The organism is Stenotrophomonas sp. 220_Sma, assembly GCF_056487375.1.
The window spans coordinates 4516413-4542915 of record NZ_CM151348.1 but is presented as its reverse complement, the minus strand read 5'-3'; the positions used below and the strand labels follow the sequence as shown (position 1 = coordinate 4542915).

Sequence of the window (26503 nt, the reverse complement as noted above, 5' to 3'; positions counted from 1 at the left end):
GACCAACGGTCGGCACCCACCACCGATCACCCGGTGGGTGCCAACCTTGGTTGGCACTCGGGGAAACAAAGCGCCGACCAAGGTCGGCTTCTACCGGATTCACCGGTTCTGCGTGGTTTCTTCTTCCCGCACCGGTTCCGGCGGCGGCAGCTGCTCTTCAGCAGCCGGTTCGTTGCCGGGCAGGCTGGGGCGGGTTTCCATCAGCAGCGACAGCGCGGCCTTGGCCATCATGTGCGCGCTGATCGGTGCGGTGATGAACAGGAACACGGTGATCAGCAGCTCGCGCGGCTGCGGGTCCTGGCCGAGGAAGATGTGGTAGCACACCGAGCACACCAGCACGCAGCCCACGCCCAGCGTGCTGGCCTTGGTCGGTGCGTGCAGCCGCTTGAAGAACGTGGACAGCTTCACCAGGCCCAATGCACCGACCAGGATGAAGAAGCAGCCGAACAGCAGCAGGATCGACAGGCCGATCTGGATCGCGGTGATCATTCGACGATGTCCCGGCGCAGCACGAACTTGCTCAGCACCACGGTGCTGCCGAAGCCGAGCATGGCGATGATCAGCGCCGCCTCGAAGTAGATCGGCGAGTTGAGGTACATGCCGAACAGCATCAGCTCGGCAATCGCGGTCACCGACAACGTGTCCAGCGCGAGGATGCGGTCGGGCACGGTCGGCCCGCGCAGCAGGCGCCAGGTGGCCAGCAGCATGGCCAGGCCGACCACGTGCATGCACACCACCAGGGTGGTCTGGATGACTTCAAAACCGGTCATGGGAAGATCTCCATCAACGGCGCCTCGTAACGGCGCTTGATCGTATCGATCAGGTCCTGTGGGTCCTCCAGGTGCAGCACGTGCACCAGCAGGAACTTGCGGTCGTCACTGAGCGCGGCCGAGACCGTGCCCGGGGTCAGCGTGATCATGCTGGTCAGCGCGGCGATGCCGTGGATGTTGGCGATGTCCAGCGGCAGCCAGATGAAGCCCGGATGGATGTTCTTCTCCGGGCCCAGCACCTGCACGGCGACGCGGATGTTGGACATCAGGATGTCCCACAGGGTCACGCACAGCAGCTTGGGCAGCGGTCGCAGGGTACCGATGCGGGCGAACTCGCGGTCCAGGCGCGCGGCGAACAGCGGCACCACCACGCCCAGCACCAGCCCCAGCACGAACTGGCCGAGGGTGAAGCTGTCGGACATCAGCAGCCAGAACGCCACCACCATGATGCTGAGCATCGGCGAGGGAATGACGCGACGGAACAGGGAGCGCTGGGCGGTCATGGCTGGCGGATCTCCGGCGTGGTCGCGCGCAACTGCTGCACGTACTCGCTGGGTTGCAGCAGCTGTGCGGCGGTGGCGTCGGTGTAGCGCATCAGCGGTGCAGCGGCCAGGGTCATGCCGATGCCGTAGGCCAGCAGGATGCAGGCCGCGTACAGCTCGACCCGGCGCAGGCGTGCCTTGCGCGGCTTCGGTGCATCGGCCTCGACCGGCGGCACGCGCCAGAACAGGCGGATGCCGCCACGGGTCAGGCCCATGATCACCAGCAGGCTGCTCACCAGCACCGCGGTCCACACCGGGGCGGTGTACTGCGCCGGCATGCCGGCCAGCAGTGCGGCCTTGGCCAGGAAGCCGGACAGCGGTGGCAGGCCGGCCACGGACACCGCGCCGATCAGGAACAGCACCGCCGGCGTTTCCTTGCCCGGCATCGGCGCGACCACTTCCTTGCGGTCGCTGGCGCCACCGCGGCGGCGGCGGATCAGGTCGGCAATCAGGAACAGTGCGGCGGCGACGAAGCTGCTGTGTGGCAGGTAGTACAGGCCGGCGGACAGCACCTGCGGCGTGCCTACCGAGAAGGCGATGAACAGCGTGGCCGCCGAGACGATCACCAGATACGAGATCAGCACGCGCAGGCGGGTCGCGGCCAGCGCACCGAGGCCGCCCAGCACCAGCGTTGCCACGCCGGCCCACAGCAGCCAGTCGCGGCCATAGCCGGCCATCGCACCGGCATCGTCGCCGAACCACAGCATCTGGATGCGCAGCACCGAGTACAGGCCGACCTTGGTCATGATCGCGAACAGGGCGGCCACGGCGGCCGGTGCACGCGAATAGGCTTCCGGCAGCCACAGGTACAGCGGCATCAGTGCAGCCTTGGCGCAGAACACCAGCAGCAACAGGCCCATCGTGGCCTTTACCAGGGTCAGCTGCGCCGGCGGCACCTCGGCAATGCGCTGCGACAGCTCGGCCATGTTCAGCGAGCCCAGCGAGGCGTACAGCAGGCCCAGTGCGATCAGGAACAGGGTCGAGGCGGTGACGTTGAACACCACGTAGTGCAGGCCGATGCGCATGCGCAGGCCGCGGCCGCCACTGAGCAGCAGGCCGTAGGAGGCGATCAGCATCACCTCGAAGAACACGAACAGGTTGAAGATGTCGCCGGTCAGGAACGCGCCATTCAGGCCGACCAGCTGGAACTGGAACAGTGCATGGAAGTGCGGTGCGCGGCGGTCCCAGCCCGAGCAGGCATGCAGCAGGCAGGGAATGGCCAGCAGCAGGGTGGTCAGCAGCATCCACGCCGACAGCCGGTCGGCCACCAGCGCGATGCCCAGACGCGACGGCCAGTCGCCGAGCAGGTAGACGTTGATCTCACCGGTGGCGGTGGCGGCAAACAGCAGGCCCACCGCCAGCGCCAGCGCCGACAGCGCAGTCCAGGCCACCGCGCGCTGCACCTTGGGGCCATAGCGGCGGTGTTCGACGAACAGCGACAGTGCAGCACCCAGCAGCGGAATCAGGATGGGCAGGATCACCAGGTGGTTCATGCGCGGTCCTCGCCCTGGCGCGGCGGCATGCGCTCATCCTGCAGGTCGTCATCCGGCTCGTGGGCGTCCACGTGGTCGCTGTGGTTGTCGCTGCGGCTGCGCATGGCCAGCACGATGCTGACCGCGGTCATCGCGAAGGCGATCACGATCGCTGTCAGCACCAGCGCCTGTGGCAGCGGATCGGTGTAGTTGCCCAGGTGACTGTCCACGCCTTCCTGCAGCACCGGTGCCTTGCCCAGCACCACGCGGCCACCGGCGAAGATCAGCAGGTTGGTGGCGTAGGACAGGAAGGTCATGCCGAGGATCACATCGAAGCTGCGCGCACGCAGCAGCAGGTAGATGCCGATGGCGGTCAGTACGCCGATCGCGGTAGCCAGGGCCAGTTCCATCAGTGCATCTCCCCGGTGCGTGCCGAACGGCGTTGCAGGTCGATCTCACCCTTGCGGGCAGTGCGGGTACGCGACGGCTTGATCGTGCCCATCATCGACAGCATCAGCATGGCGCCACCGAACACGACCAGATAGACGCCGATGTCGAAGCCGATCGCACTCGCCAGCGGTACGTCGCCGATCAGCGGCAGGTGCAGGTCGAGGTGGCCGCTGGTCAGGAACGGCACGCCGAACAGCATCGACGCGCTGCCGCTGAGCAGGGCGATCAACAGGCCCATGCCGATGCAGCGGATGTAGTCGAAGCCGAAGCGCGACTCCACCGACGCGGTGCCCTGGATCACGTACTGGATCAGCAGCGGCACCGCCAGCACCAGGCCGGCGATGAAGCCACCGCCCGGCGCGTTGTGGCCGCGCAGGAACAGGAAGATCGATACGGTAAGCGTCAGCGGGAACATGATCTGCGCCAGGTCGGCCGGCACCGGCAGCTTGATCGGCGGGCCGGGCATGATCTGCTCCGGCGCCATCCGCGTGCGACGCAGCAGCGCATGCACCACCAGTGCGGCGATGCCGAACACGGTGATCTCGCCGAAGGTATCGAAGCCGCGGAAGTCGACCAGGATCACGTTGACCACATTCTGGCCGTAGGCCTCGGGCAGGGCACGGGCGAGCAGCTCGCCGGCCATGGTGTTCGGCGGCAGCGTCATCGCCGAATAGGCCAGCGCACCCAGGCCGGCGCCGGCGATGATCGCGATCACCGCATCGCGGCGCTTGCGCCAGCGCGGCCGCTCCGGCCCGGACTGCGCGGGCAGGTAGTTCATGCCCAGCAGCATCAGCACCAGGGTCACCATCTCCACCAGCAGCTGGGTCAGCGCCAGGTCCGGTGCGGACAGGAACACGAAGGTCAGCGCCACCATCAGGCCGACGCCGCCGACCAGCAGGACCGCCAGCAGGCGCTGCTTGTAGACACGGAGGGTGGCAACGGCGCAGGCCATCATCACCAGCCACAGCACCCAGCCCAGCAGCGGGATCGGCTGCGGCGTGGTCCAGTTCGGCGAGGCCGGGTTGGCCACGAACGGCGCGGCGGCGACCGCGATCGCCACCAGCACCAGGCCCAGCAGCATGCGCTGCAGGCTGCCATTGGCGATGCCGTTGGTCAGGCGCATGGCCAGCGCGGAAAGGGCATCCAGCTGCGCATGGAACACGTTGCGGCCGGTGGTGCGGGTTTCCACCCCGTGCAGGTTGATCAGCTTGCGCAGGCCAAAGTACAGCGCCACGCCACCGACCACGCCGATCGCGCTCATCGCCAGCGGCAGGTTGAAGCCGTGCCATACGGCCAGGCTGTACTCGGGCATGGCGTTGCCGAGGATCGAGGCCGCAGCGGCATGCAGCACTGGCGCCACGGTCAGTGCCGGGGCGATGCCCACCGCCACGCAGATCACCACCAGCAGTTCCACCGGCACCTTCATCCAGCGCGGCGGCTCATGCGGCACGCGGTCGAGGTCGTGCGGGCCGGGGCCGAAGAAGGTGTCGTGCACGAAGCGCAGGCTGTAGGCCACGCCGAACACACCGGCCAGCAGCGCCGCGATCGATACGGCCGTGCGCATGGCGCCCGGGCCGCCGCCGGCGGTCAGCGCTTCGGCGAACAGCATTTCCTTGGACAGGAAGCCGTTGAGCAGCGGGATGCCGGCCATCGCCAGCGAGGCGATGATCGCCAGCGCGCTGGTGAACGGCATCAGTTTGCGCAGGCCACCCAGCTTGCGCATGTCACGGGTGCCGGTTTCGTGGTCGATGATGCCGGCGGCCATGAACAGCGAGGCCTTGAAGGTGGCGTGGTTGAGGATGTGGAACACGCCGGCCACCACCGCCATCGGCGTGGACAGGCCGAACAGCAGGGTGATCAGGCCCAGGTGGGAAATGGTCGAGTACGCCAGCAGGCCTTTCAGGTCGTGCTGGAAGATCGCATTCCAGGCACCGATCAGCAGGGTCAGCGCGCCGATGCCGCTGACCGTGTAGAAGAACAGGTCGCTGCCGGCCAGCGCCGGGTGCAGGCGCGCCAGCAGGAACACACCGGCCTTCACCATGGTGGCCGAGTGCAGGTAGGCCGAGACCGGGGTCGGCGCCGCCATCGCGTGCGGCAGCCAGAAGTGGAACGGGAACTGCGCGCTCTTGGTGAAGATGCCGGCCAGGACCAGGAACAGGGCGTAGGGGTACAGCGCGCTGGCGCGGATCTGCTCGCCGGCGGCCAGCACCACGTCCAGGTCGAAGCTGCCGACGATGCGGCCGATCAGCAGCACGCCACCGAGCAGGGCCAGGCCGCCGCCACCGGTGATCACCAGCGCCATGCGCGCGCCTTCGCGGGCGTCCTGGCGGTGCGACCAGAAGCCGATCAGCAGGAACGAGCTGATGCTGGTCATTTCCCAGAAGATCATCAGCAACAGCAGGTTGCCCGACAGCACCATGCCCAGCATGGCGCCCATGAACAGCAGCAGGTAGCAGTAGAAGCGGTGGGCGTTGTCCTGCTGGCTCAGGTAGTAGCGCGCATACAGCACCACCAGCGCGCCGATGCCGAGCACCAGCCCGGCGAACATCCAGGCCAGCCCGTCCAGGCGCAGGGTGAAGTCCAGGCCGATCTGCGGCAGCCAAGGGACCATCGTCCGCACCACCTGGCCGTCGAGCACCGACGGGGTCAGCCAGCCGAGGATGGCCAGCCCGCCCAACGGCGCCAGCGCCGCCAGCCAGGCAGCAGTCGAGCGCGAACTACGGGGGAAGGCCGCAACAGCCGCTGCCATCAGGAACGGCAGGGCCAGCAGCAGGGGCAGGCTGGGGAGCATGCAGGGAATCCATGATTCACGAGCAGGTCAGGGAGGATAACAGGCTGCGAAATGTCGCCGAAACCCATCGAACAGCGATCAATTGCATGTAACGTCCGCTGATTCATTTTTTCTGCAGCGCAGCATCACGTTGCTGCGGTCCCTCCCCGGTTGCTCTCGGGGGACACCCTACGCCCACGCAGGGAGACCGCAGGCCCTGTCGCACAGGGGCTGCCGTCGACGGGCGGGAGGTGGGGAACGGATCACCGGTGCAGGCTGGCAGGGCCGTCGTGGAGTGCGGGTGACGGAATCTGCCCGTTCAGGAAACGAGGGGCACCGTCGGCCACGGGCAGGTCAGTAGCGCCAGTCGAGCTTGCGGTAGAACTTGGCCATCACCCAGGCCGGGCCGATCAGCAGGTAGGTCAGGTCGGTCAGGAAGCTGGGCTTGCGGCCCTCGAACTTGTGACCGATGAACTGCGCGATCCAGGCCACCACGAATACGCCCACCGCCAGCCAGAACAGGTTGTGCAGGCCGATCTCGGCCTCCAGCAGGCGGCACAGGCAGCCGAATACGAAGAACTGGATGAGCATGCCGATGCCCAGCGGGCGCGACAGCTTGTTGTAGAAGCACCAGGCGCTGAACATCGCGAACGCCGACCAGATGCCGTACTGGAACCAGGTGATCAGCGGCGGCAGGCACCACAGCAGGGCCACCACCGACCACAGGATCGCCGGCACCGCCACCACGTGGATGCGCTGGTTGATCAGATTGCGGTGGTCGTCGGAGTAGCTGGCGAAATAGCGGTCGATCGGCCGCGCAAGCTCGGTGGATGTCTGCATGCTGCGTTGCTTCCTCGGACAACGGTGGTGCCGGCCGCTGGCCGGCAATCCAGAGCATAGCCGAGTTCGCGAGGCTGCCGGCCAGCGGCCGGCACTACCCCAGGCAACCGTCAGTAGAGCCAGGCCATGCCTGGCTGCAGGTTCGCGAGGTTGCCGGCCAGCGGCCGGCACTACCCCAGGCAACCGGCAGTAGAGCCAGGCCATGCCTGGCTGCAGGTTCGCGAGGTTGCCGGCCAGCGGCCGGCAGTACCCCCAGGCAACCGTCAGTAGAGCCAGGCCATGCCTGGCTGCAGGTTCGCGAGGTTGCCAGCCAGCGGCCGGCACTACCCCAGGCAACCGTCAGTAGAGCCAGGCCATGCCTGGCTGCAGGTTCGCGAGGTTGCCGGCCAGCGGCCGGCACCACCCCAGGCAACCTGCAGTAGAGCCAGGCCATGCCTGGCTGCAGGTTCGCGAGGTTGCCGGCCAGCGGCCGGCAGTACCGCATTCAGAACGCCCCCAGCCAGACCGGCGGGGGGCGCAGGGCATCAGTCGACGCTGATCCCGGCCAGGCGCTGCAGCGCCTCGGCGTACTTGGCGCGGGTGCGCTCGATGATCTCGGCCGGGATGGTCGGGCCCGGGGCGGTCTTGCCCCAGTCCAGCGTCTCCAGGTAATCGCGCACGAACTGCTTGTCGTAGCTCGGCGGGCTGGTGCCCACTTCGTACTCGTCGGCCGGCCAGTAGCGCGAGGAATCCGGCGTCAGCATCTCGTCCATGATGTACAGGCGGCCATCGGCGTCGGTACCGAACTCGAACTTGGTATCGGCCAGGATGATGCCGCGCTCGCGGGCGTAGTCGGCGGCGAACTTGTAGATGCGCAGGGTGGCATCGCGCACGCGCTCGGCCAGATCGGCACCGACCTGCTTCACCATCGCATCGAAATCGATGTTCTCGTCATGGTCGCCCACGGCGGCCTTGGTCGAAGGGGTGAAGATCGGCTCGGGCAGCTGCTCGGCCTGGCGCAGGCCGTCGGGCAGGTCGATGCCGCTGACCTTGCCGGTGCGCTGGTAGTCCTTCCAGCCGCTGCCGATCAGGTAGCCGCGGGCGATCGCTTCCACCGGCACCGGCTTCAGCTTGCGGGTGACCACCGCGCGCTTGGCGTACAGGGCCGGGTCCACGCCTTCGGGCAGCACGCTGGCCACGTCGATGCCGGTCAGGTGGTTGGGCATCAGGTGCGCGGTCTTGGCGAACCAGAAGTTGGAGACCTGGCAGAGCATCTCGCCCTTGCCCGGAATCGGGTCGGGCAGGACCACGTCGAACGCCGACAGGCGATCGGTGGCCACCATCAGCAGGTAGTCGCCCGGCGGGGTCCCTGCTGGCAGCCGCTCGCGCGGGATATCGAACACATCACGCACCTTGCCGCGATGGCGCAAGGGCAGGCCGGGGAGATCGGATTGCAACAGCGTGGTTGGCACGGGCACTCCTGGGGCGTTGTCGATACGGCTGCCCAGCGGACCCGGCGGGCCCGCTGACCAGCGGGCGGCCTAGTGTAAAGCCGTCCGGGCCCGCTGTGACGTAAAATGAGCGTCCATTTCGTCGGCCGACCCCGGAGCGCCATGCGCTGGTACGGAAAACTGCTCGGATTCATTGCCGGCGCCCTGCTGTTCCGGCCCAATCCGTTGTTTGGCGCGGTGGTCGGCCTGTTGATCGGCCATGCCTTCGATTCGGACTGGTTCCGCCTGAACAAGGAGAACCCGTACCGGGAGCTGGGGCTGACCTCCGAGGCCACCGATGCCGAGGTCGAGCGCGCCTACCGCAAGCTGATCTCGCAGTACCACCCCGACAAGCTCGGCGGCGCGGCCCCCGAGCTGCAGCAGCAGGCCGAGCAGAAGTCGCGGCGGATCAACGCCGCCTACGACCGCATCAAGACCCTGCGCAAGCGCTGACCCTCTTTCCTACCGTTGCAAGGCCCGGCCATGTCCAACTGCCTCATCGCCCCCTCCATCCTGTCCGCCAACTTCGCCCGCCTCGGCGAGGAAGTCGACAACGTCCTCGCCGCCGGCGCGGACTGGGTCCACTTCGACGTGATGGACAACCACTACGTGCCGAACCTGACCATCGGCCCGATGGTCTGCCAGGCGCTGCGCAAGCACGGCGTGACCGCGCCGATCGACGTGCACCTGATGGTCGAGCCGGTGGACCGCATCATCCCGGACTTCGCCGAAGCCGGTGCCACCTACATCAGCTTCCACCCGGAAGCGAGCCGCCACGTGCACCGCACCATCCAGCTGATCCGCTCGCTGGGCTGCAAGCCGGGCATCGTGCTCAATCCGGCCACGCCGGTGGACATCCTCGACTGGGTGCTGGACGACCTGGACCTGGTGCTGCTGATGTCGGTCAACCCGGGCTTCGGCGGCCAGGCCTTCATTCCCTCGGCGCTGGACAAGCTGCGCGTGGTGCGCAAGATGATCGATGCCAGCGGCAAGGACATCCGCCTGGAGATCGACGGCGGCGTGAAGGCCGACAACATCGGCGAGATCGCCGCTGCCGGTGCCGACACCTTCGTTGCCGGTTCGGCCATCTTCAACGCCAAGACCAGCTACCAGGACGTGATCGCGCAGATGCGCGCGAATGTCGCTGCGGCACGCTGACAAAAAAGGGACGGAGGGGATTAAGCTCGCCTGATTCCCTCCGTCTCCCTTTTCCGCCCATGGCTCTGTTGAACATCCGTCCGGCCACTGTGGCCGATGCCGGCCTGATCCTGCATTTCATCCGCGAACTGGCCATCTACGAGAAGGCCGAGCATTCGGTGCAGACCGATGAGATCGGCATCGCCGAGAGCTTGTTCGGTGCCGATGCCACGGCGCGCGCGCTGATCTGCGAAGCCGACGGCGAGCCCATTGGTTACGCCGTGTATTTCTACAACTACTCCACCTGGCTGGGCCGCAAGGGCATCTACCTGGAAGACCTGTATGTCAGCCAGGAAAAGCGCGGCGCAGGCGCCGGCAAGGCGCTGCTGAAGTACATCGCACGCCAGGCCGTGGCCGAGGGTTGCGGTCGTTTCGAATGGTCGGTGCTGGACTGGAATACCCCGGCCATCGAGTTCTACACCGCCGCTGGCGCCACGCCGCAGGACGAGTGGACCGTGTACCGGCTGCAGGGCCAGGCATTGCACGATTTCGCCAACGGTTGAGGCGAAGTGCATCCACGCATGGCGTGGATCTACCCACCTGGTGTGCGCGAACCGCAACCCGGTGTGTGCGAACCGCAGCCTGGTGGGTGCGAACCTTGGTTCGCACTCCCTGTGAACTCAAAAAAAAGCCACGCCAATCACTGGCGTGGCCTCGCTGCATGCGTGGGAGGCTGATCCTGCCTCCATCCGTCGTCCCTGCTATGGCCTTCCATTCTCCAGCAGCTGAATGACACCTGCGTGACATTCACTGCGGACAAACGGCGCATTGCTAGCCTGTGCCACCCCCGTCCTGGAAGCACCGCATGACCACCCCGCGCTGGCGCCTGATCCTCAACGGAAAATCCGCAGGCAATGACGAGCTGCGCGACGCGGTCGGTCATTGGCGTGGGCAGGGCGTGCAGCTGGAAGTGCGGGTGACCTGGGAAGACGGTGACGCCGAACGCTACGTGGCCGAGGCGATCGATCATGGCGTGGACGTGATCGTGGCCGCCGGTGGCGACGGCACGCTCAGCGCGGTGGCCGAGACACTGGCGCATCGTGAGGAGCCGGCAGATGCGTTGCCCTCGCTGGCGCTGATCCCGATGGGCACCGCCAACGACTTCGCGACTGCGGCCGGCATCCCGACCGAGCCGAAGGCGGCCTTGGCCTTGATCGGGCAGGCCACGCCGCATGCCATCGATCTGCTGCGCGTGGACGCCGATGGCACGCAATGGTGGTGCGCCAACCTCGCCAGCGGTGGCTTCGGCACGCAGGTGACGGTGGAGACCGATGCCGGCCTGAAGAAGATGCTGGGCGGGCTGGCCTACGTGATCACCGGCATTGCCAAGCTGGGGCGGATCGAGCCGATCCATGCGCGCCTGTCGGGCCCGGATTTCGCGTGGGAAGACGACTTCATCGCGCTCGGCATCGGCAATGGCCGCCAGGCCGGTGGTGGCCAGCAATTGTGCCCGCAGGCGCTGATCGATGATGGGCAGCTGGACGTGACGGTGCTTCCGGAGCTGGACGGTGAAGTCACCGCCACGCTTGGCCAGATGCTGAAGTCCGGCACCCAGGCCGCGCTGGAACAACTGGCGACGCGCGCGCGCCTGCCGTGGCTGCAGGTGGAATCCGAGCGTCCGTTGACGCTCAACCTGGACGGCGAACCGGTACAGGCGCGCCAGTTCCGCATCGCGTGCGTGCCGGGCAGGGTGCGGATGCACCTGCCCGTGGGCTGTGCCCTGTTGTCCGAGCCGCGCTGAGCCGGACCGGAAGTCCTACAACGGGGGGATGTCCTGCTCCTTCGCCGGGAACCCGAATGCTTCACGCTTTTCGCGGATGTACTGCGGCAGCGGCGGCCGGGCAATGCCGTGATCGATCAGCCACTGCTGGCACTTCTTCTGCCAGGGCAGCAGGTCCGGTGTGGTGATTTCCCAGTAGATGGCTTCGACCATGGCCATCCGATCGGGCGCGCCTGGTTGCGCCGATGACGGCGATGCAATCGTGGGATCCGCACCATGCTCAAGCAGCCAGTAAGCCTGCTCGAAGCCGCCACGGCCGGTGTACCAGCTGAGAACGGTATCGGCCTGGCCGATGTTGGATTCGTTGACGTGCGCGCCTCGCTCCACCAGCAGCTGGATGTTCTTCCACAGGTTGCCGGAAATGAAAGCCTGGAACAGCAGCGTTTCGGTATTGGAGGTGCGCGTGTCCGGGTCGCCGCCATGATCCAGCAGCAGGGCCAGGTAGCGCGGATCGTCCATCTTCGCGGCATAGACCATGGCGTTGTTGTGGCGGAACGTCTCGCCGTCCAGCGTTTCAATACGCCGTGCATTCGGGTCGGCGCCGTTGTCGAGCATCGCGCGCAGGCCTTCCAGGTTCTGTGCGCGCAACGGCCACGCGATGAGCGGAATGCCATCCTGCTTCGAGAACTCCTTGTCGGGGTTCACGCCTTCGGTCTTGATCAGGCGCGTGATCGTCGCTGCATCACCCTGTTCGGCGGCGACGGCCAGTTCAAGTGCCTTGCCCTCGAAATAGCGCTCCGCGCCATGTGAAGACGTGCGCGCGCAGGCGCTCAGCAGCATCAGCAGCATCAGCGCCAGGCAGGAAAATGGCGTAAAGGAACTGTGAGGGTGACGGTGCATGTGATCCCTTGACATGGACGCGTTCGGGGGATGATAGCGTTGGCTGTGGTCATTCCAGCAGGTCCTGGATGACCGTGTCTTCACTGATGAGCAATGGAGTCTGCCATGAGCGGTCACGATCCCGAGCAGCAGGGACGCCTGTTGCAGGCCCGCGCCAAGAGCGTCCAGGCGCAGCAGCACCTGGTCGAGCAACTGCAGGGAGGTGGACATGCCACCGAGGCGGCGCGCTTGCGCGAGACCTATCACGCCCGCGAGCTGGGTTCGCTTGCTGATGATGTGTATGCCTCGGCAAAGGGCAAAGGTGAGCCGCCGGTCGGGTGGACGCGAGCCAGTGCCGTGACCGACCCGGACACGCTCAAAGCGGCGGGCATCAGCCTGGGAGCGGCCGACCTGAAGAAGCTGATGCGGCCGAACGACTCGGGTTTTCGCGCAGAGATCTACATTCCGGACAAAAGGGTGTTCGGTGATGACGCCAAGCCGGTGCTGGTGTTCAAGGGCTCAACGGGCGAAATCATCGATCCCCGGGCGAAAGGCGGGCGGCGTGAGTCCGGAGGCGAGGATTTCCTCAACAATGGACGCCAGGGCGTAGGCATGCAGAGTGACTACTACGATCGGGCCATGGCACTGGCGAGTCGCTTGAAGACCTCTGGTACCCAGTTTGAACTTGCCGGTCATTCGCTTGGCGGCGGCATGGCCTCTGCCGCTTCGGCGGTTACCGGTGTACGTGCGACCACCTTCAATTCGGCGGGGCTGCATCCGGCCACCGCCGATCGCTACGCGAAATCCCACGGATTGCCGGTGTTCAACACGCGCGACACGGTGCACACCTACCAGACGTCGGGTGAAGTGCTCAACGATGTGCAGAATGGATTGAAGCGGCTCAACGAGCATCACCGGCAGGGCTTTGGCCTGTTGGCCAGCGAGACCAGCCAGCTGCTGCGTCAGCCCGGCGTGCAGCAGATGGTTACCCGCAAGCTGCAGGAGATGATGCCGGCGGGTGCGCAGACGGCCACGGCCCAGCTGGTTGACCAGCTGGCGTCGAAATCCGGGGCAGAGGCATTGCGCAATGTTCCGGTGGCCGCGGGCAGGATGGAACTGTTGCTGGACGCCAAGACCGAAGTGAACGGAAAGGTGGTGGACCGCCGCCATCGAGAAGCGCCAAGCCAGCTTGCCGAATACGGTGGCCCGCTGGCCGAGGTGCTGATCGCAGGTGCGCGCGGCATGCGTGCCGGACGGGTTGCCGGTGAACATGTCGAGCAGGTCGGCGCGCTGGCGGGCCGGGGCATGAGCTTGTCCGGCGTGGCCGTCGAGCGTGCGTCGACCCTGCAGGGAAAAGCGATCGGCACCGTGGTCGACTACGGTGGCAAGAGCATGCGGGTGGGCATCGAAGGCGGTGCGACGGTCATTGCCAAGGGTCGCGAGCTGCAGGGTCTGGTCGAATCGGTCAGCCACCGCGTGCAGGCCAAGGGCAGTTACGGCTGGAACATCGGGGCCAGCGTGCTGGGTGCGCTCGGTGCCGACGACATGGCCAGACAGATGCGTGAGCACGGTGACGCGGCGCGCAATCAACACGAAACCAAGGCCCGTGAAGCCACCCGTGAAGCGGCCGCGGATGCCGGCCGCATCCGTGCCGGCGGCCATCATCTGGGCGGCCAGCTGCAGCAGGGCGTGCATGGCGTGGCCAATGGGCTGCGCAACGGCTATGCCGTGTACGGCGCGACTTTCCACATGGGCATGAACTGGAGCAGCCATCAGATCACCGGGCTGACCTCGCAGGCGCCGGCCGTGCTGGCCGGCACCGTCGGGCTGGGCGCGATGGCCAACAAGGGCATTGCCACGCACCTGCCCACGCCGGCACTGCCGCAGAACCTGGTCAACCTGGCCAAGACGTCGTGGGTGATCGGGCGCGGCAGTGCGACCATGGGGGAGTCGGTGGACCGGCATGGCATGAGCGAGACGATGAACCCCAGTCTCGACGCGGCAATCGCGAGCCAGGAGGCGGCCGCGCGCAAGCTGCTTGGGCGGCCGCATGCGCAGCTGCAGGAGGGGGGCGCGAAGATGCCCGCGCTGAACGATCCGGGGCACATCGATTTCCATCTGTTCAAGGGCGCGCAGACCGGCGTGCACGGCCTCGATGTGGCACATGGCCGCATCCCGAACCTGCAGAGCGATCAGCTGGCCGGGGCGTTGGCTGCGCAGGCCAAGCGCGAAGGGTTGCAGGCCATCTCCCATGTGCTGCTCAGTGACGACCGCACGCGGGCATTCGCGGTCGACACCCCGGATCTGCAGGCGGCCCACCGCCGACATGCGCATGTGGACGTGGCGGCCGGCATGGCCCAGCCGCTGGCCGTGAGCACGGCGCAGGTTGACGCCCTGAACACCGGTCGCGAACAGGCGACGGCAGCCGGACTGGCCCAGCAACAGGGGCTGGAGGCCCAGGAGAACGCCCGGCGGATGGGCTAATGGCCGAATGAACCGCGACGCCGCGACGGGGTTCCCCTCCCGCCCCGGCTGCGATACAGTCAAGGGGTGTCCAGCCTGACGACCCCGCATACCCTTTCTTCCGCACGCCGTTGGTGGCGATGGTGGCCCGTTGCCGTCGTCCGCCCCCATAACGCTGTGTCCCGGAAGGAAAGTCGTCTTGAACTCGCACGCTCAGTTTCAGCTGCAGGCCGCTGAAGGCCACACCCATATTCCCGTCGTCCGTGAAGTGCTGTCCGACCTGGACACGCCGCTTTCGGTCTATCTGAAGCTCGCCGACGGCCCCAATACCTACCTGTTTGAATCCGTCGAAGGCGGCGAGCGCTTTGGTCGTTACTCGATCATCGGCCTGCCGGCGCGCCGCGTGTATGCCTTCCATGGCCACACGCTGACCGTGCGCGAAGACGGCCAGGTGGTGGACACCCGCGAGGTGGCCGACCCGTTCGCCGAAGTCGAGGCGCTGCGCAGCGCCCACTCGGTGCCCAAGCTGGACGGCCTGCCGGGCTTCACCGGTGGCCTGGTCGGTTGGTTCGGCTTCGAGTGCATCGGCTACATCGAGCCGCGCCTGGCCCCGCCGGCTGGCCGCGATGAGCTGGGCACGCCGGACATCCTGCTGCTGGATTCCAACGAGCTGGCGGTGTTCGACAACCTCAAGGGCCGGCTGTACCTGATCGTGCATGCCGACCCGCGTGTCGAGGGTGCGTTCGAGCAGGCCCAGGCACGCCTGGATGCGTTGACCGCCAAGCTGCGCGCACCGGGGGCCGGCTATCCCGCACCGCTCAACAGCGACGTGCTGGACGAGTCCGATTTCGTCTCCGGGTTCACCCGCGAAGGCTTCGTCGATGCGGTCCAGCGCAGCAAGGAATACATCCGTGCCGGCGACATCTTCCAGGTGGTGCTGAGCCAGCGCCTGAGCGTGCCGTTCAAAGCGCGCCCGGTGGATGTGTACCGTGCGCTGCGTGCACTGAACCCGTCGCCCTACATGTATTTCCTTGATGTCGGCGACCTGCAGGTGGTCGGTTCCTCGCCGGAAATCCTGGTGCGTTTGCAGGATGGCGAAGTGACGGTGCGTCCGATCGCTGGCACCCGGCCGCGCGGTGCCACTGTCGAACAGGACCTGGCGCTGGAAGCCGAGCTGCTGGCCGATCCGAAGGAGCGCGCCGAGCACCTGATGCTGATCGACCTCGGCCGTAACGATGCCGGTCGCGTGTCCAAGGCCGGCACCGTGGAAGTGGGCGAGCAGTTCGTGATCGAGCGCTACAGCCACGTCATGCACATCGTCAGCGAAGTGACCGGGCAGCTGCAGCCGGGCCTGAGCTATGCCGACGTGCTGCGTGCCACCTTCCCGGCCGGTACGGTCAGCGGTGCGCCGAAGATCCGCGCGCTGGAAGTGATCCGCGAGCTGGAACCGATCAAGCGTAATGTCTACGCCGGCAGCATCGGCTACATCGGCTGGCACGGCGATGCCGATACCGCGATCGCGATCCGCACCGCCGTGATCAAGGACGGCCGCCTGTATGTGCAGGCCGGCGCCGGCATCGTCTACGACTCGGACCCGGACAAGGAATGGGACGAGACGATGAACAAGGGCCGCGCGCTGTTCCGCGCCGTCGCCCAGGCCGCCAAGGGCCTGTAAGCCTGCCTCACCACGGTCGCTGCGCCGTGGTCGTTCCGCCGTTCCCGTTCAAGACAAGGAGTACCGCATGAAGCTGCTGAGCGCATTGCTGTGGTCGTCACTGCTGGCCACGATGGCCCCGTCTGCGTGGGCGCAGGCCAATACCATTCCCTCGCAGCCGCACCTGCTGGTGAAGGGCGAGGCGCGCCGCGAGGTGATGCCGGACCGGTTCGGCCTGCAGTTGAACATCGAAGAGACCGACATGGATGCCGACGCCGCGCGCCGCCGCGTGCAGGACAACGTCGCGCGCGTGCTGGCGCTGTTCAAGCAGCACAAGGCGGTGGAGGGCAGCGTGCGTGCGGACAATCTGCGGATCGGCCCGGCCACGCGCTATGAGCAGAACCGGCAGGTCTTCGTCGGCACCCGCGTGTCGCGCCAGCTGCGTGCCAGCTTCGCCAGCGTGAAGGCGATGCAGGACGTGCTGGGTGCACTGAAGGCCAACGAGAACCTGCAGGTCAGCAGCGTGGCCCCGACCTACTCGGGCGAAGTGGCGCTGCGGCGCGAACTCAAGGGTGAGGCCGCCGCGTCGACGCGCCAATCCGCGCAGGGCCTTGCCAATGCCTACGGCACGAAGCTGCGCGGGCTGTACAGCATCTCCGATGTGGCGCCGAACTTCGCCTATGGCGTGCAGGCGGGCAATTGGCCCAGAAGCGACGACATGGTGACACCGCCATCGCCGCCGTCACCTGCGGCGCAGATGGACATGATCGAGACCACTGGCTCACGCCTGCGCGAATCCATCGAAGCCGGCCCCATCACCTACACCGAAAACGTATACGCCATTTTCCTGATAAGCGACGGAACCTGACCATGTTGTGGATGATCGACAACTACGACAGCTTCACCTACAACCTCGTGCAGTACCTGCAGACGCTGGGCGCTGAGGTGAAGGTGGTGCGCAACGATGCGATGAGCGTGGACGAGATCGCCGCGCAGAAGCCTGAGCGCATCGTCATCTCGCCCGGCCCGTGCACGCCCAACGAAGCGGGCGTGTCGCTGGAGCTGATCCAGCGCCTGGGCCCGACCACGCCGATCCTCGGCGTGTGTCTGGGCCACCAGGGCATCGGCCAGGTCTACGGCGGTACGGTCATCCGCGCCGGCAACATCATGCATGGCAAGACCTCGCCCATCCGCCATCAAGGCAAGGGCGTGTTCGCCGGCCTGCCGGACCGTTACCAGGCCACCCGCTACCACTCGCTGGTGGTGGACAAGAACAGCCTGCCCGATGTGCTGGAAGTGACCGCCTGGACCGAGAACGACGACGGCTCGATCGAAGAGATCATGGGCCTGCGCCACCGCCAGTTCCCGGTGGAAGGCGTGCAGTTCCACCCCGAATCCATCCTCACCGAACACGGCCATGCCCTGCTGCGCAATTTCCTGCAGCGTCCGGCGGCCTGATCCAAGGAGCATTCCCATGAGCTTCTCCCCCCAGGAAGCCCTGCAACGCACCATCGAACACCGCGAAATCTTCTTCGACGAAATGGTCGACCTGATGCGGCAGATCATGCGCGGCGACGTGTCGCCGATGATGACCGCCGCCATCCTCACCGGCCTGCGCGTGAAGAAGGAAACCATCGACGAGATTGCCGCGGCGGCCACGGTGATGCGCGAATTCGCGCTGGCGGTGCCGGTGGCCGATACCACCCACTTGGTCGACATCGTCGGCACCGGCGGCGATGGCTCGCACACCTTCAACATCTCTACCTGCGCGATGTTCGTCGCCGCTGCGGCCGGTGCGCGCGTGGCCAAACATGGCAACCGCAGCGTGTCGTCCAAGTCCGGCAGCGCCGATGCAGTCGAAGCACTGGGTGCGGCCATCGAGCTGCAGCCGGCGCAGGTCGCCGCGGCCATCGAACAGACCGGCATCGGTTTCATGTTCGCGCCGATCCATCACCCGTCGATGAAGGTCGTCGCGCCGGTCCGCCGCGAGATGGGTGTGCGTACCATCTTCAACATCCTTGGCCCGCTGACCAACCCGGCCAGCGCACCGTCGGTGCTGATGGGCGTGTTTCACCCGGATTTAGTGGGTATCCAGGCACGCGTGCTGCGCGAGCTGGGCACCGAGCGCGCCATGGTGGTCTGGGGCCGCGACAACATGGACGAGATCTCGCTGGGCGCCGGTACCCTGGTGGGCGAGCTGCGCGACGGCAAGGTACGCGAGTACGAGATCCACCCGGAAGACTTCGGCATCGCCATGTCGGCCAGCCGCAACCTGCGCGTGGATGGCCCGGAGCAGTCCATTGCCATGCTGCGCGCGGTGCTGGACAACCAGCCCGGTCCGGCGCTGGACATCGTGGCCCTGAACGCCGGCGCCGCGCTGTACGTGGCCGGCGTGGCCAGCGACATCGGCGACGGCCTGGCCCGTGCCCGTGCCGCCATCGCCAACGGCAGCGCCCGCCAGCGCCTGCAGCAGTATGTAGAGACCACCCGCGCGCTGGTTGCCTGAGCGCGCGGTTCAGCCTGACCCTCTTGATGGCCGATAATGGCCGTCCTCACCGCCCCCGCACCGAATCGAAGACGATGAGCGACATCCTGCAGACGATCCTGGCCCGCAAGGCCGAAGAAGTGGCCCAGCGCCGTGCCCAGCGTCCCCTCGAGGACCTGCAGGCCGCCGTGGCCAGCGCCCCGCCGGTACGTGGCTTCGTGCGCGCGCTGCAGGCGGCAGTGGCCAACGGCGATCCGGCGGTGATCGCCGAGGTGAAGAAGGCCAGCCCGTCCAAGGGTGTGATCCGCCCGGATTTCCGCCCAGCCGACATCGCCGTCAGCTATGAGTTCGGCGGCGCCAGCTGCCTGTCGGTGCTGACCGATGTGGACTTCTTCCAGGGTGCTGATGCCTACCTGCAGCAGGCCCGTGAGGCTTGCACGCTGCCGGTGCTGCGCAAGGACTTCGTGATCGACGCCTACCAGGTGTACGAGGCGCGCGTGCTGGGTGCCGACTGCATCCTGCTGATCGTCGCTGCGCTGGACGACACGCAGTTGGCCACGCTGTCCGAACTGGCGATGTCGCTGGGCATGGACGTACTGGTGGAAGTGCACGACATCGACGAGCTGGAGCGTGCGCTGCAGGTACCGGCACCGATGATCGGCATCAACAACCGCAACCTGCGCACCTTCGAGGTGTCGCTGCAGACCACGCTGGACATGCAGAAGGCGGTGCCGCGCGATCGCCTGCTGGTCACCGAGAGCGGCATCCTCGGTCCGCAGGACGTGGCGCTGATGCGCGATGCCGGCATCCACTCGTTCCTGGTGGGCGAAGCCTTCATGCGCGTGGAAGAGCCGGGCGAGGGCCTGCGTCAGCTATTCTTCGCGGCATGAAAACGCACTATCCGACGCCGCGCGACGATGCGCCGCTGGTGGTCTTCGATTTCGACCACACCCTCTACGACGGCGATTCGGGTACTCACCTGTTCGCTTCGCTGATCAAGCGCAACCCGCTGCGCATGCTGGCGGCGCTGCTGGTCACGCCGATCGCCGGGCCGATGGTGGCGCTGCTGCCGACCCGCCGTACCGGCATTTCGGTCTATGTGTGGATCGGCAGCTTCGGCCTGCACCGTGCGCGCGATTTCAACAAGGTCATCGACGCCTATGTGCTGCGCAACGAGGCGCAGATGCGCGCCAAGCTGCTGCCACAGGCGCTGGAGGTGTTCGCAGCGCACCGGGCCAAGGGTGACCGCGTGGTGGTTGCCACGGGCGCGCCACCAGAGCTGGCACGCGCGATCCTGGCCTTCGTCGCCCACCAGGACGTACCGGTGATCGGCACCGAGGTCGGCCCACGGCTGGGTGGCGTCGGCCCGACCCGCCACTGCCACAACGAAGAGAAGATGCGCATGCTGCGCGAGCGCGGCTACGGTGACATCGATATCGCCTACTCAGACAGCACCGCCGACCTGCCGTTGCTGCTGGCCGCCAAGGCGCCGGTGGTGGTGAACCCGAAGCCGGGTAGGGTGGACTTCTTCCGCCGCGTGCTGCCGGCCGGCACCCGCATCCTCAACTGGGGCTGCGTGGACCGCGGCGGTGACAAGGCGTAACGCGCGGAATCTGCCGGGGATGGGATGACGGAGTGCCGGGCTGCGACCCGGTAGTGCCGGCCGCTGGCCGGCAACTTCATGATTGCGGAAGGGCTTGCGGGGTTGCCGGCCAGCGGCCGGCACTACCGAATCCCGTGCAGCTAGCGCCGGGCCATGCCCGGCGAGCGCTCAGCGCGCCAGATACCCGGTCAGCGCATGCCCGATCTGGAACAGGCTGATGCCCAGCACCAGCACGCCCACGGCCACCAGCACCCAGCGCTCCTTCAGGCGCTTCACCAGCAGTGCGGCCACCGGCGCGGCCATCATGCCGCCGATCAGCAGGCCGGCCACGATCTGCAGGTGATGCAGCCCCATCGACAGCAGGAACGTTGCTGAAACTGTCAGGGTGACCACAAACTCGGCCGCGTTCACCGTGCCGATGGTGGTGCGTGCCTGGCCGCCGCGGGCCAGCAGGGTGGAGGTGGCCACCGGCCCCCAGCCGCCCCCGCCGCTGGCATCCAGGAAGCCGGCCACGAAGCCCAGCACGGGCACCCGCTTGACCTCGCCCTTGGGCATCAGGCGGCCGGCGGCACGTGCCAGGATGATGATGGCCAGCACCAGCAGGTACAGGTAGATGAGCGGGCGGATCACCTCGCCGGGCAGCTGGGTCAGGCCGTAGGCACCCACGGCGCCGCCTACGGCGCCGGGCAGCGCCAGGCGCAGGAACAGGCGCTTATCGACATTGCCGGCGACCAGATGCGACACGCCGGAGGCGCCAGTAGTGAACACCTCGGCGGTGTGGATGGCTGCACTGGCCTGCGCGGGCGGAATGCCCATGGCCAGCATCACCGACGACGACACGAGGCCGAACGCCATGCCCAGCGCGCCGTCCACCAGCTGGGCGCCCAGGCCGATGAGGATGAACCACCAGAATGCGCTGCTCAGTTCCATGCACCGAGCCTAGCGCGTGAAAGAGTGCGGACCAAGGTCCGCACCCACCGGGTGCTCAACGATCAACGGGTGCCGTACAGCACCACGGTCTTGCCGCGGGCGTGCAACAGGCCGTCGGTCTGCAGCTTCTTCAGCACGCGGCCGGCCATTTCGCGCGAGCAGCCGACCAGGCGGGCCAGTTCCTGGCGCGAGACGCGCAGCTGGCTGCCCTGCGGATGGCTCATCGCCTCCGGCTCCTGCGCCAGGTCGTGCAGGGTGCGCACGATCCGGTCGGTAACGTCCAGGAATGCCAGGCGGCTGGCCTTGCGGCTGGTGTCGAGCAGGCGCTTGGAGATCTGCTGGCCCAGCGCGTAGAGCAGGCGCGGGGCATCGGCCGACAGCGGGCCGAGGAACAGCTGGTGCAGGCGCTCGTAGCTGATTTCGGCCAGCTCGCAGGCGGTACGGGTCCTCAGGATCACCTCGCGGCGGTCCGATTCAACGAACAGGCCCATCTCGCCGACGAACTCGCCGGCACCGAAGTAGCCCAGCACCAGCTCGCGATCGTCATCTTCCTCGGCCATGATCGAAACCGAGCCGCTGATGACGTAATACAGGGTTCCCGCCGGGTCACCGGGTCGGAAGACGTCGGTACGGGTGGGGTATCGCCGCCTGTGGCTGTGCGCCAGGAAACGATCGATTGTGGCGATATCCAGGGCCAGTGGACTGCTAGCTAGGCGCACGGTTGACACGATAGGAGCGCTCCCTCTGCGCATGAACGGATTCACGGGGTCGATAGCGGAGCTTAACCAGCGCAATTGTTAAGGGCAAACAGTGTGCCAGATGTGAGCGCTCTTCACGTTCCCCCCGGGGACAGTTTGCCCCATAATTCCCCCTTTCCCTTCTTACACAGGAATCGACCGCCGTGGTCAAGCCGTTGCCTCGCCTGAGGCTGCAGGGTTTCAACAACCTCACCAAGGCGCTGAGCTTCAACATCTATGACGTGTGTTACGCGCGCACCGAAGAGGAGCGTCAGCGTTACATTGAATACATCGATGAAGAGTACAACGCCGACAGGCTGACTCAAATCTTGACCGATGTCGCCGAGATCATCGGCGCCAACATCCTGAACGTGGCCCGCCAGGACTACGATCCGCAGGGTGCCTCGGTGACCATCCTGATCTCCGAAGAACCGGTGATCGACAAGAAGCAGGCCGGCAAGGAGCTGATCTCCGATGCCGTGGTCGCGCACATGGACAAGTCGCACATCACCGTGCACACCTATCCGGAAACGCACCCGCAGGAAGGTATCGCCACCTTCCGCGCCGACATCGACGTGGCCACCTGCGGCGTCATTTCGCCGTTGAAGGCGTTGAACTACCTGATCGAAAGCCTCGAGTCGGACATCGTGATCATGGACTACCGCGTCCGTGGCTTCACCCGCGATGTGAAGGGCAAGAAGCACTACATCGATCACAAGATCAACTCGATCCAGAACTTCCTGGCCAAGAACATCAAGTCGCGTTACGAGATGTTCGACGTCAACGTCTACCAGGAAAACATCTTCCACACGAAGATGCACCTGAAGGACTTCGACCTGGACCAGTACCTGTTCGAGGAAAAGGCCAAGAACCTGTCGTTCAAGGAACGCATGAAGATCGAAGCGCTGCTCAAGCGCGAGATCGAAGAGCTGTTCCACGGCCGGAACCTGTCCGAGTAAGCCCCATGTGCGATGCCCGCAGGCATCGCCGCCCAGGCGGGACGACCCGCCCCGTGGAACCAGTGCCCCGCACGCGTTACAGTTCCACGGTGATGTACCGACCCACGGCCCGGTGTGAAAACACCGGGCCGTTTCGTTTTTCTCAAAAAAGGTAAGGAGCCCCCACCCATGCCCTGGATCTACCTGCTGCTGGCCGGCCTGTTCGAGATCGGTTTCGCCCTCGGAATGAAGTACTCCGAAGGCTTCAGCAAGCCCCTTCCCACCGCTGCCACGGTCGTGTCCGCGCTGATCAGCCTGTACCTGATGAGCCAGGCGATGAAGAGCATCCCGGTCGGTACCGCCTACGCGATCTGGACCGGTATCGGCGCCATGGGCGTAGCGGTGCTGGGCATCTACCTGTTCAACGACAGCGCATCGCCGGCCCGCCTGGCCTGCGTGGGCCTGATCGTGGCCGGTGTGATCGGCCTGAAGCTGGTCTCGCCCAATTAACTGGTAGTGCCGGCCGCTGGCCGGCAACCTCCGGATCTTCTGCGGCGTCTGCGTGGTTGCCGGCCAGCGGCCGGCACTACCTGGCGGTCACAGCCGGTAGGCGATGGTCTTCATGACCTTGGAAGCCAGCGCCATCGCGCCCGGGATCGGGAACGGCAGGCGGCGTGCGCCGGCCTGTTCGGCGTGGTCCGCATGGCGGGCCTCGTCTTCCTTCATCACGGCGATGACCGCGCGGCTGCGCAGGTCGCCGGCCGGCAGGTCGACCAGGTGCTCGTCCAGATGGGCTTCCACCTGGCGCTCGGTCTCGACCACGAAGCCCAGGTTCCAGCCGTCGCCGCGCAGCCCGGCCAGGGTGCCGATGGTGTAGCTGCCGGCGTACCAGAGCGGGTTGAACAGGCTCGGACGGCTGTCCAGTTCGCCCAGGCGGGTGGCGCACCAGGCCAGGTGGTCGGTTTCTTCCTGGGCCGCTTCCAGCAGGTGTTCACGCGTGGCCGGGTCGCGGGCCACGGCCGCCTGGCCGAAGTACAGGCCCTGTGCGCAGACCTCGCCGACGTGGTTGATCCGCATCAGGCCGGCCGCGTGGCGGCGTTCGGTGCTGTCCATGCCCGGCTCGTCGGTGTCCGCAGCCGGATAGGGGCGGGCCGCCGGCGGGTTGCCGAACACCGTGTCCAGGGCGCGCTGCGCCTCGGTCAGCAGGTGGTCCAGCGGGGTGATCTGGCGGAGCACGGTCATGGCGGTACACGGTGGGGCGGAAGACCCCGCGATTCTCGCCCGACCCCGTCCCCCTGCCAACCCGGTCAAGGGACGGCTTGCAACGGGGGGCTGACCTGCGTACAATCCCGCCTCTTACGCTTCACCTTTTCACAACGCGTGGCAGAGTTCCGGCGAGCCTTTCGCCGCAATGAGCCCGACCTAACCTAGAGTTCTTCATGAGCACTTTCACTGCCAAGAACGAGACCGTCCAGCGCGACTGGTACCTCGTCGACGCCGAGGGCAAGACCCTGGGCCGTCTCGCCACCGAGCTGGCCCGCCGTCTGCGTGGCAAGCACAAGCCGGTCTACACCCCGCACGTTGATACCGGCGACTACCTGGTCGTCATCAATGCAGAAAAGATTGCCGTCACCGGCAAGAAGCTGCAGGACAAGATGTATCACCGTTTCACCGGTTACATCGGCAACCTGAAGACCGAATCCCTGGCACAGGCGCTGGAGCGCCACCCGGAGCGCGTGATCGAGATCGCCGTGAAGGGCATGCTGCCGAAGGGCCCGCTGGGTCGCCAGATGTACCGCAAGCTCAAGGTCTACGCCGGCACTGAGCATCCGCACGCCGCACAGCAGCCGCAGGTTCTGGATATCTAATCATGGCTATCACTCAAAACTACGGCACTGGCCGCCGCAAGTCCTCCACCGCTCGCGTGTTCCTGCGCAAGGGTTCGGGCAACATCACCGTCAATGGCCGTCCGCTGGACGAGTTCTTCGGTCGTGAGACCGCGCGCATGATCGTGCGCCAGCCGCTCGAGCTGACCAAGAACACCGAAAGCTTCGACATCCTGGTCACCGCCGCTGGCGGCGGCACCACCGGCCAGGCCGGTGCGATCCGTCTGGGCATCGCCCGTGCTCTGGTCGAGTACGACGAAACCCTGAAGTCCGAGCTGCGCAAGGCTGGCTTCATGACCCGTGACGCCCGTGAAGTCGAGCGTAAGAAGGTCGGTCTGCACAAGGCCCGCCGCGCCACCCAGTTCTCCAAGCGCTGATCTACCGCGCCTGGTTGGGCTCCTCCGGGAGCCCGCTGGTTGGACAAGCAAAAGCCCGGCTTCGGCCGGGCTTTTGTCGTTCTGGGGTCGTGGATTTCCTGGTTGCCGGCCAGCGGCCGGCACTACCCGTGGTCCGCATGCCTGACCCCGGTCTCTGTCTGGAGAAGAGCCCCCTTGTTGTTCAAGGGGGTGCGCCGACAGGCGCGGGGGTAAGGTGGAATGCGCGACCAAATTAAAAACAAAAGGCCAGATCTTTCGATCTGGCCTTTTGTTTTTAATTTGGCTGCCCCGGATGGATTCGAACCACCGAATGCCTGAGTCAGAGTCAGGTGCCTTACCGCTTGGCGACGGGGCAAAACGTGCAACTATTTTCTCACTTTTCACGCTGAAAAACAACTTGATTTTCAGTGTGGTGGCTATGGGTGGACTCGAACCACCGACCCCAGCATTATGAGTGCTGTGCTCTAACCGGCTGAGCTACATAGCCTTGGTGAGCCCGCTATTCTGCGGATGTGTATCGCCCCTGTCAACACTTTTGTATCGTGCTTGTGGGCCGACAGGCGGCATGGGATAGTCCCGACCAGTAGATTTTTTAGGAGTCCGCATCGTGATCGATCCGGACGGCTATCGACCGAACGTCGGCATTGTGCTGATGCGGCAGGACGGCCAGGTGTTCTGGGCACGACGTGTGCGCCGGGACGGCTGGCAGTTCCCGCAGGGTGGCATGAATACCGACGAGACGCCTGTCGAGGCCATGTATCGTGAACTGCAGGAAGAGACCGGCCTGCTGCCTGAGCACGTGGAAGTGCTCGGGGCAACGCCCGGCTGGCTGCGCTACAAGCTGCCGGCGCGGGCCATCCGTCGCAACGAGCGGCAGGTCTGCATCGGCCAGAAGCAGGTCTGGTTCCTGCTGCGCCTGACCGGCGACGAATCCCACGTGAAGCTGGACCACACCGACTCCCCCGAGTTTGACCACTGGCGCTGGGTGGACTTCTGGTACCCGGTGGAGCACGTGGTGATGTTCAAGCGTGGCGTCTATGCGCGCGCCTTGCGACATCTGGCGCCGTTGGCGCGCGGGGTGGCCGGGCAGGGCGTGACCGCCATGCCCAAGAGCGCTGCGGAGGCCTGGATGCCGGGCCATACCGCCGGGCATGACCGCCCACGCAAGCGCCCACGGACCCGCGGCTACTGGCCGAAGAAGGCCACCGGCGATGGTCCGGCCACGTGACCGGCTGAACCGTATCGAGAATGGTTCAGGTCTCTGATTGACAACCATTCTCGTTTCCATTGGAATAGCCAACAGGCCACTCTTGGCCTGTCA

Annotated in this window: 28 protein-coding genes and 2 tRNA genes; 16 read left to right on the top strand and 14 right to left on the bottom strand. The window is 66.2% G+C overall.

The window, feature by feature from the left end:
• Window positions 1–99: 99 nt before the first annotated feature.
• The 8 genes from ACZLIB_RS21180 to ACZLIB_RS21145 all read right to left on the bottom strand — a co-directional run bounded on the left by ACZLIB_RS21180 (window position 100) and on the right by ACZLIB_RS21145 (window position 8295).
• Window positions 100–489 (bottom strand): Na+/H+ antiporter subunit G, encoded by a 390-nt coding sequence (locus ACZLIB_RS21180; RefSeq protein ID WP_049401677.1) that lies wholly within the window; start codon window positions 487–489, stop codon window positions 100–102.
• Window positions 486–770 (bottom strand): K+/H+ antiporter subunit F, encoded by a 285-nt coding sequence (locus ACZLIB_RS21175; protein WP_005411334.1) that lies wholly within the window; start codon window positions 768–770, stop codon window positions 486–488. The genes ACZLIB_RS21180 and ACZLIB_RS21175 overlap by 4 nt, the downstream gene beginning before the upstream one ends.
• Window positions 767–1273, bottom strand: a complete 507-nt coding sequence (locus ACZLIB_RS21170) for a Na+/H+ antiporter subunit E (protein WP_049401676.1) — start codon at window positions 1271–1273, stop codon at window positions 767–769. Before ACZLIB_RS21170 ends, ACZLIB_RS21175 begins: the two co-directional genes overlap by 4 nt.
• Entirely contained in the window at window positions 1270–2805 is a 1536-nt protein-coding gene (locus tag ACZLIB_RS21165; RefSeq protein ID WP_032127155.1) for a monovalent cation/H+ antiporter subunit D, read from the bottom strand. Before ACZLIB_RS21165 ends, ACZLIB_RS21170 begins: the two co-directional genes overlap by 4 nt.
• Window positions 2802–3194: a Na+/H+ antiporter subunit C gene (locus tag ACZLIB_RS21160; protein WP_049401674.1), complete on the bottom strand. Its 393-nt coding sequence runs from the start codon at window positions 3192–3194 to the stop codon at window positions 2802–2804. The genes ACZLIB_RS21165 and ACZLIB_RS21160 overlap by 4 nt, the downstream gene beginning before the upstream one ends.
• Window positions 3194–6025, bottom strand: a complete 2832-nt coding sequence (locus tag ACZLIB_RS21155; protein ID WP_478468636.1) for a monovalent cation/H+ antiporter subunit A — start codon at window positions 6023–6025, stop codon at window positions 3194–3196. Before ACZLIB_RS21155 ends, ACZLIB_RS21160 begins: the two co-directional genes overlap by 1 nt.
• A gap of 333 nt (window positions 6026–6358) precedes the next feature.
• On the bottom strand, window positions 6359–6844 hold the full coding sequence (locus ACZLIB_RS21150; protein ID WP_032127158.1) for an Mpo1 family 2-hydroxy fatty acid dioxygenase: 486 nt from the start codon (window positions 6842–6844) through the stop codon (window positions 6359–6361).
• 524 nt (window positions 6845–7368) lie between these two features.
• Entirely contained in the window at window positions 7369–8295 is a 927-nt protein-coding gene (locus ACZLIB_RS21145) for a phosphoribosylaminoimidazolesuccinocarboxamide synthase (RefSeq protein ID WP_029379835.1), read from the bottom strand.
• Window positions 8296–8436: 141 nt separating this feature from the next.
• Between ACZLIB_RS21145 and ACZLIB_RS21140 the strand changes: the two genes are divergently transcribed.
• From ACZLIB_RS21140 to yegS, 4 genes are all read left to right on the top strand, one after another.
• Complete coding sequence (locus tag ACZLIB_RS21140) at window positions 8437–8766, top strand: J domain-containing protein (RefSeq protein ID WP_005411327.1); 330 nt, start codon at window positions 8437–8439, stop codon at window positions 8764–8766.
• A 30-nt stretch (window positions 8767–8796) separates the two neighbouring features.
• On the top strand, window positions 8797–9471 hold the full coding sequence (rpe, locus tag ACZLIB_RS21135; protein ID WP_032127160.1) for a ribulose-phosphate 3-epimerase: 675 nt from the start codon (window positions 8797–8799) through the stop codon (window positions 9469–9471).
• Window positions 9472–9530: 59 nt separating this feature from the next.
• On the top strand, window positions 9531–10013 hold the full coding sequence (locus ACZLIB_RS21130) for a GNAT family N-acetyltransferase (protein WP_032127161.1): 483 nt from the start codon (window positions 9531–9533) through the stop codon (window positions 10011–10013).
• Between the two features lie 302 nt (window positions 10014–10315).
• Complete coding sequence (gene yegS, locus ACZLIB_RS21125) at window positions 10316–11251, top strand: lipid kinase YegS (protein WP_478468634.1); 936 nt, start codon at window positions 10316–10318, stop codon at window positions 11249–11251.
• A 15-nt stretch (window positions 11252–11266) separates the two neighbouring features.
• Here the strand turns inward: yegS and ACZLIB_RS21120 are convergent, their stop codons facing one another.
• A complete protein-coding gene (locus ACZLIB_RS21120; protein ID WP_478468633.1) occupies window positions 11267–12310 on the bottom strand; it encodes an ankyrin repeat domain-containing protein in 1044 nt (347 codons plus the stop codon).
• On the opposite strand from ACZLIB_RS21120, the gene ACZLIB_RS21115 reads away from it, so the two are divergent.
• The 7 genes from ACZLIB_RS21115 to ACZLIB_RS21085 all read left to right on the top strand — a co-directional run bounded on the left by ACZLIB_RS21115 (window position 12236) and on the right by ACZLIB_RS21085 (window position 20314).
• Window positions 12236–14593: a Tle-like phospholipase domain-containing protein gene (locus ACZLIB_RS21115; protein WP_478468631.1), complete on the top strand. Its 2358-nt coding sequence runs from the start codon at window positions 12236–12238 to the stop codon at window positions 14591–14593. The genes ACZLIB_RS21120 and ACZLIB_RS21115 overlap by 75 nt on opposite strands.
• A gap of 178 nt (window positions 14594–14771) precedes the next feature.
• Window positions 14772–16247 (top strand): anthranilate synthase component I, encoded by a 1476-nt coding sequence (gene trpE, locus ACZLIB_RS21110; RefSeq protein ID WP_032127165.1) that lies wholly within the window; start codon window positions 14772–14774, stop codon window positions 16245–16247.
• Window positions 16248–16314: 67 nt separating this feature from the next.
• Window positions 16315–17094, top strand: a complete 780-nt coding sequence (locus tag ACZLIB_RS21105) for an SIMPL domain-containing protein (RefSeq protein ID WP_049461246.1) — start codon at window positions 16315–16317, stop codon at window positions 17092–17094.
• A 2-nt stretch (window positions 17095–17096) separates the two neighbouring features.
• Window positions 17097–17684 carry an anthranilate synthase component II gene (locus tag ACZLIB_RS21100; RefSeq protein ID WP_049424046.1) on the top strand — a complete coding sequence of 196 codons (588 nt, stop codon included), beginning with the start codon at window positions 17097–17099 and terminating at the stop codon, window positions 17682–17684.
• A 16-nt stretch (window positions 17685–17700) separates the two neighbouring features.
• Complete coding sequence (trpD, locus tag ACZLIB_RS21095) at window positions 17701–18732, top strand: anthranilate phosphoribosyltransferase (RefSeq protein ID WP_049401667.1); 1032 nt, start codon at window positions 17701–17703, stop codon at window positions 18730–18732.
• 74 nt (window positions 18733–18806) lie between these two features.
• Window positions 18807–19601 carry an indole-3-glycerol phosphate synthase TrpC gene (gene trpC, locus ACZLIB_RS21090; protein WP_049401666.1) on the top strand — a complete coding sequence of 265 codons (795 nt, stop codon included), beginning with the start codon at window positions 18807–18809 and terminating at the stop codon, window positions 19599–19601.
• Entirely contained in the window at window positions 19598–20314 is a 717-nt protein-coding gene (locus ACZLIB_RS21085) for a haloacid dehalogenase-like hydrolase (protein ID WP_032127168.1), read from the top strand. Before trpC ends, ACZLIB_RS21085 begins: the two co-directional genes overlap by 4 nt.
• Window positions 20315–20482: 168 nt before the next feature.
• On the opposite strand, the gene ACZLIB_RS21080 is transcribed toward ACZLIB_RS21085, so the two are convergent.
• Both ACZLIB_RS21080 and crp read right to left on the bottom strand, forming a co-directional pair.
• Complete coding sequence (locus ACZLIB_RS21080; RefSeq protein WP_014038735.1) at window positions 20483–21244, bottom strand: sulfite exporter TauE/SafE family protein; 762 nt, start codon at window positions 21242–21244, stop codon at window positions 20483–20485.
• Between the two features lie 62 nt (window positions 21245–21306).
• Window positions 21307–21996, bottom strand: coding sequence for a cAMP-activated global transcriptional regulator CRP (crp, locus tag ACZLIB_RS21075; RefSeq protein ID WP_010482649.1), 690 nt, complete (start codon window positions 21994–21996; stop codon window positions 21307–21309).
• A 149-nt stretch (window positions 21997–22145) separates the two neighbouring features.
• On the opposite strand from crp, the gene speD reads away from it, so the two are divergent.
• Both speD and ACZLIB_RS21065 read left to right on the top strand, forming a co-directional pair.
• Complete coding sequence (gene speD, locus ACZLIB_RS21070; protein ID WP_006473908.1) at window positions 22146–22940, top strand: adenosylmethionine decarboxylase; 795 nt, start codon at window positions 22146–22148, stop codon at window positions 22938–22940.
• Between the two features lie 168 nt (window positions 22941–23108).
• Window positions 23109–23429, top strand: a complete 321-nt coding sequence (locus ACZLIB_RS21065; protein ID WP_005411314.1) for a DMT family transporter — start codon at window positions 23109–23111, stop codon at window positions 23427–23429.
• Between the two features lie 87 nt (window positions 23430–23516).
• Here the strand turns inward: ACZLIB_RS21065 and coq7 are convergent, their stop codons facing one another.
• Window positions 23517–24161: a 2-polyprenyl-3-methyl-6-methoxy-1,4-benzoquinone monooxygenase gene (gene coq7, locus ACZLIB_RS21060; RefSeq protein ID WP_049401665.1), complete on the bottom strand. Its 645-nt coding sequence runs from the start codon at window positions 24159–24161 to the stop codon at window positions 23517–23519.
• A 197-nt stretch (window positions 24162–24358) separates the two neighbouring features.
• On the opposite strand from coq7, the gene rplM reads away from it, so the two are divergent.
• A complete protein-coding gene (rplM, locus tag ACZLIB_RS21055) occupies window positions 24359–24787 on the top strand; it encodes a 50S ribosomal protein L13 (RefSeq protein ID WP_005414692.1) in 429 nt (142 codons plus the stop codon).
• Between the two features lie 2 nt (window positions 24788–24789).
• Window positions 24790–25182 (top strand): 30S ribosomal protein S9, encoded by a 393-nt coding sequence (gene rpsI / locus ACZLIB_RS21050; protein WP_005411311.1) that lies wholly within the window; start codon window positions 24790–24792, stop codon window positions 25180–25182.
• A gap of 280 nt (window positions 25183–25462) precedes the next feature.
• On the opposite strand, the gene ACZLIB_RS21045 is transcribed toward rpsI, so the two are convergent.
• Window positions 25463–25537 (bottom strand) — tRNA-Gln (locus tag ACZLIB_RS21045).
• A 55-nt stretch (window positions 25538–25592) separates the two neighbouring features.
• Window positions 25593–25669 (bottom strand) — tRNA-Met (locus ACZLIB_RS21040).
• Window positions 25670–25789: 120 nt separating this feature from the next.
• On the opposite strand from ACZLIB_RS21040, the gene ACZLIB_RS21035 reads away from it, so the two are divergent.
• Window positions 25790–26410, top strand: coding sequence for an RNA pyrophosphohydrolase (locus ACZLIB_RS21035; protein WP_032127170.1), 621 nt, complete (start codon window positions 25790–25792; stop codon window positions 26408–26410).
• Window positions 26411–26503: the final 93 nt, after the last annotated feature.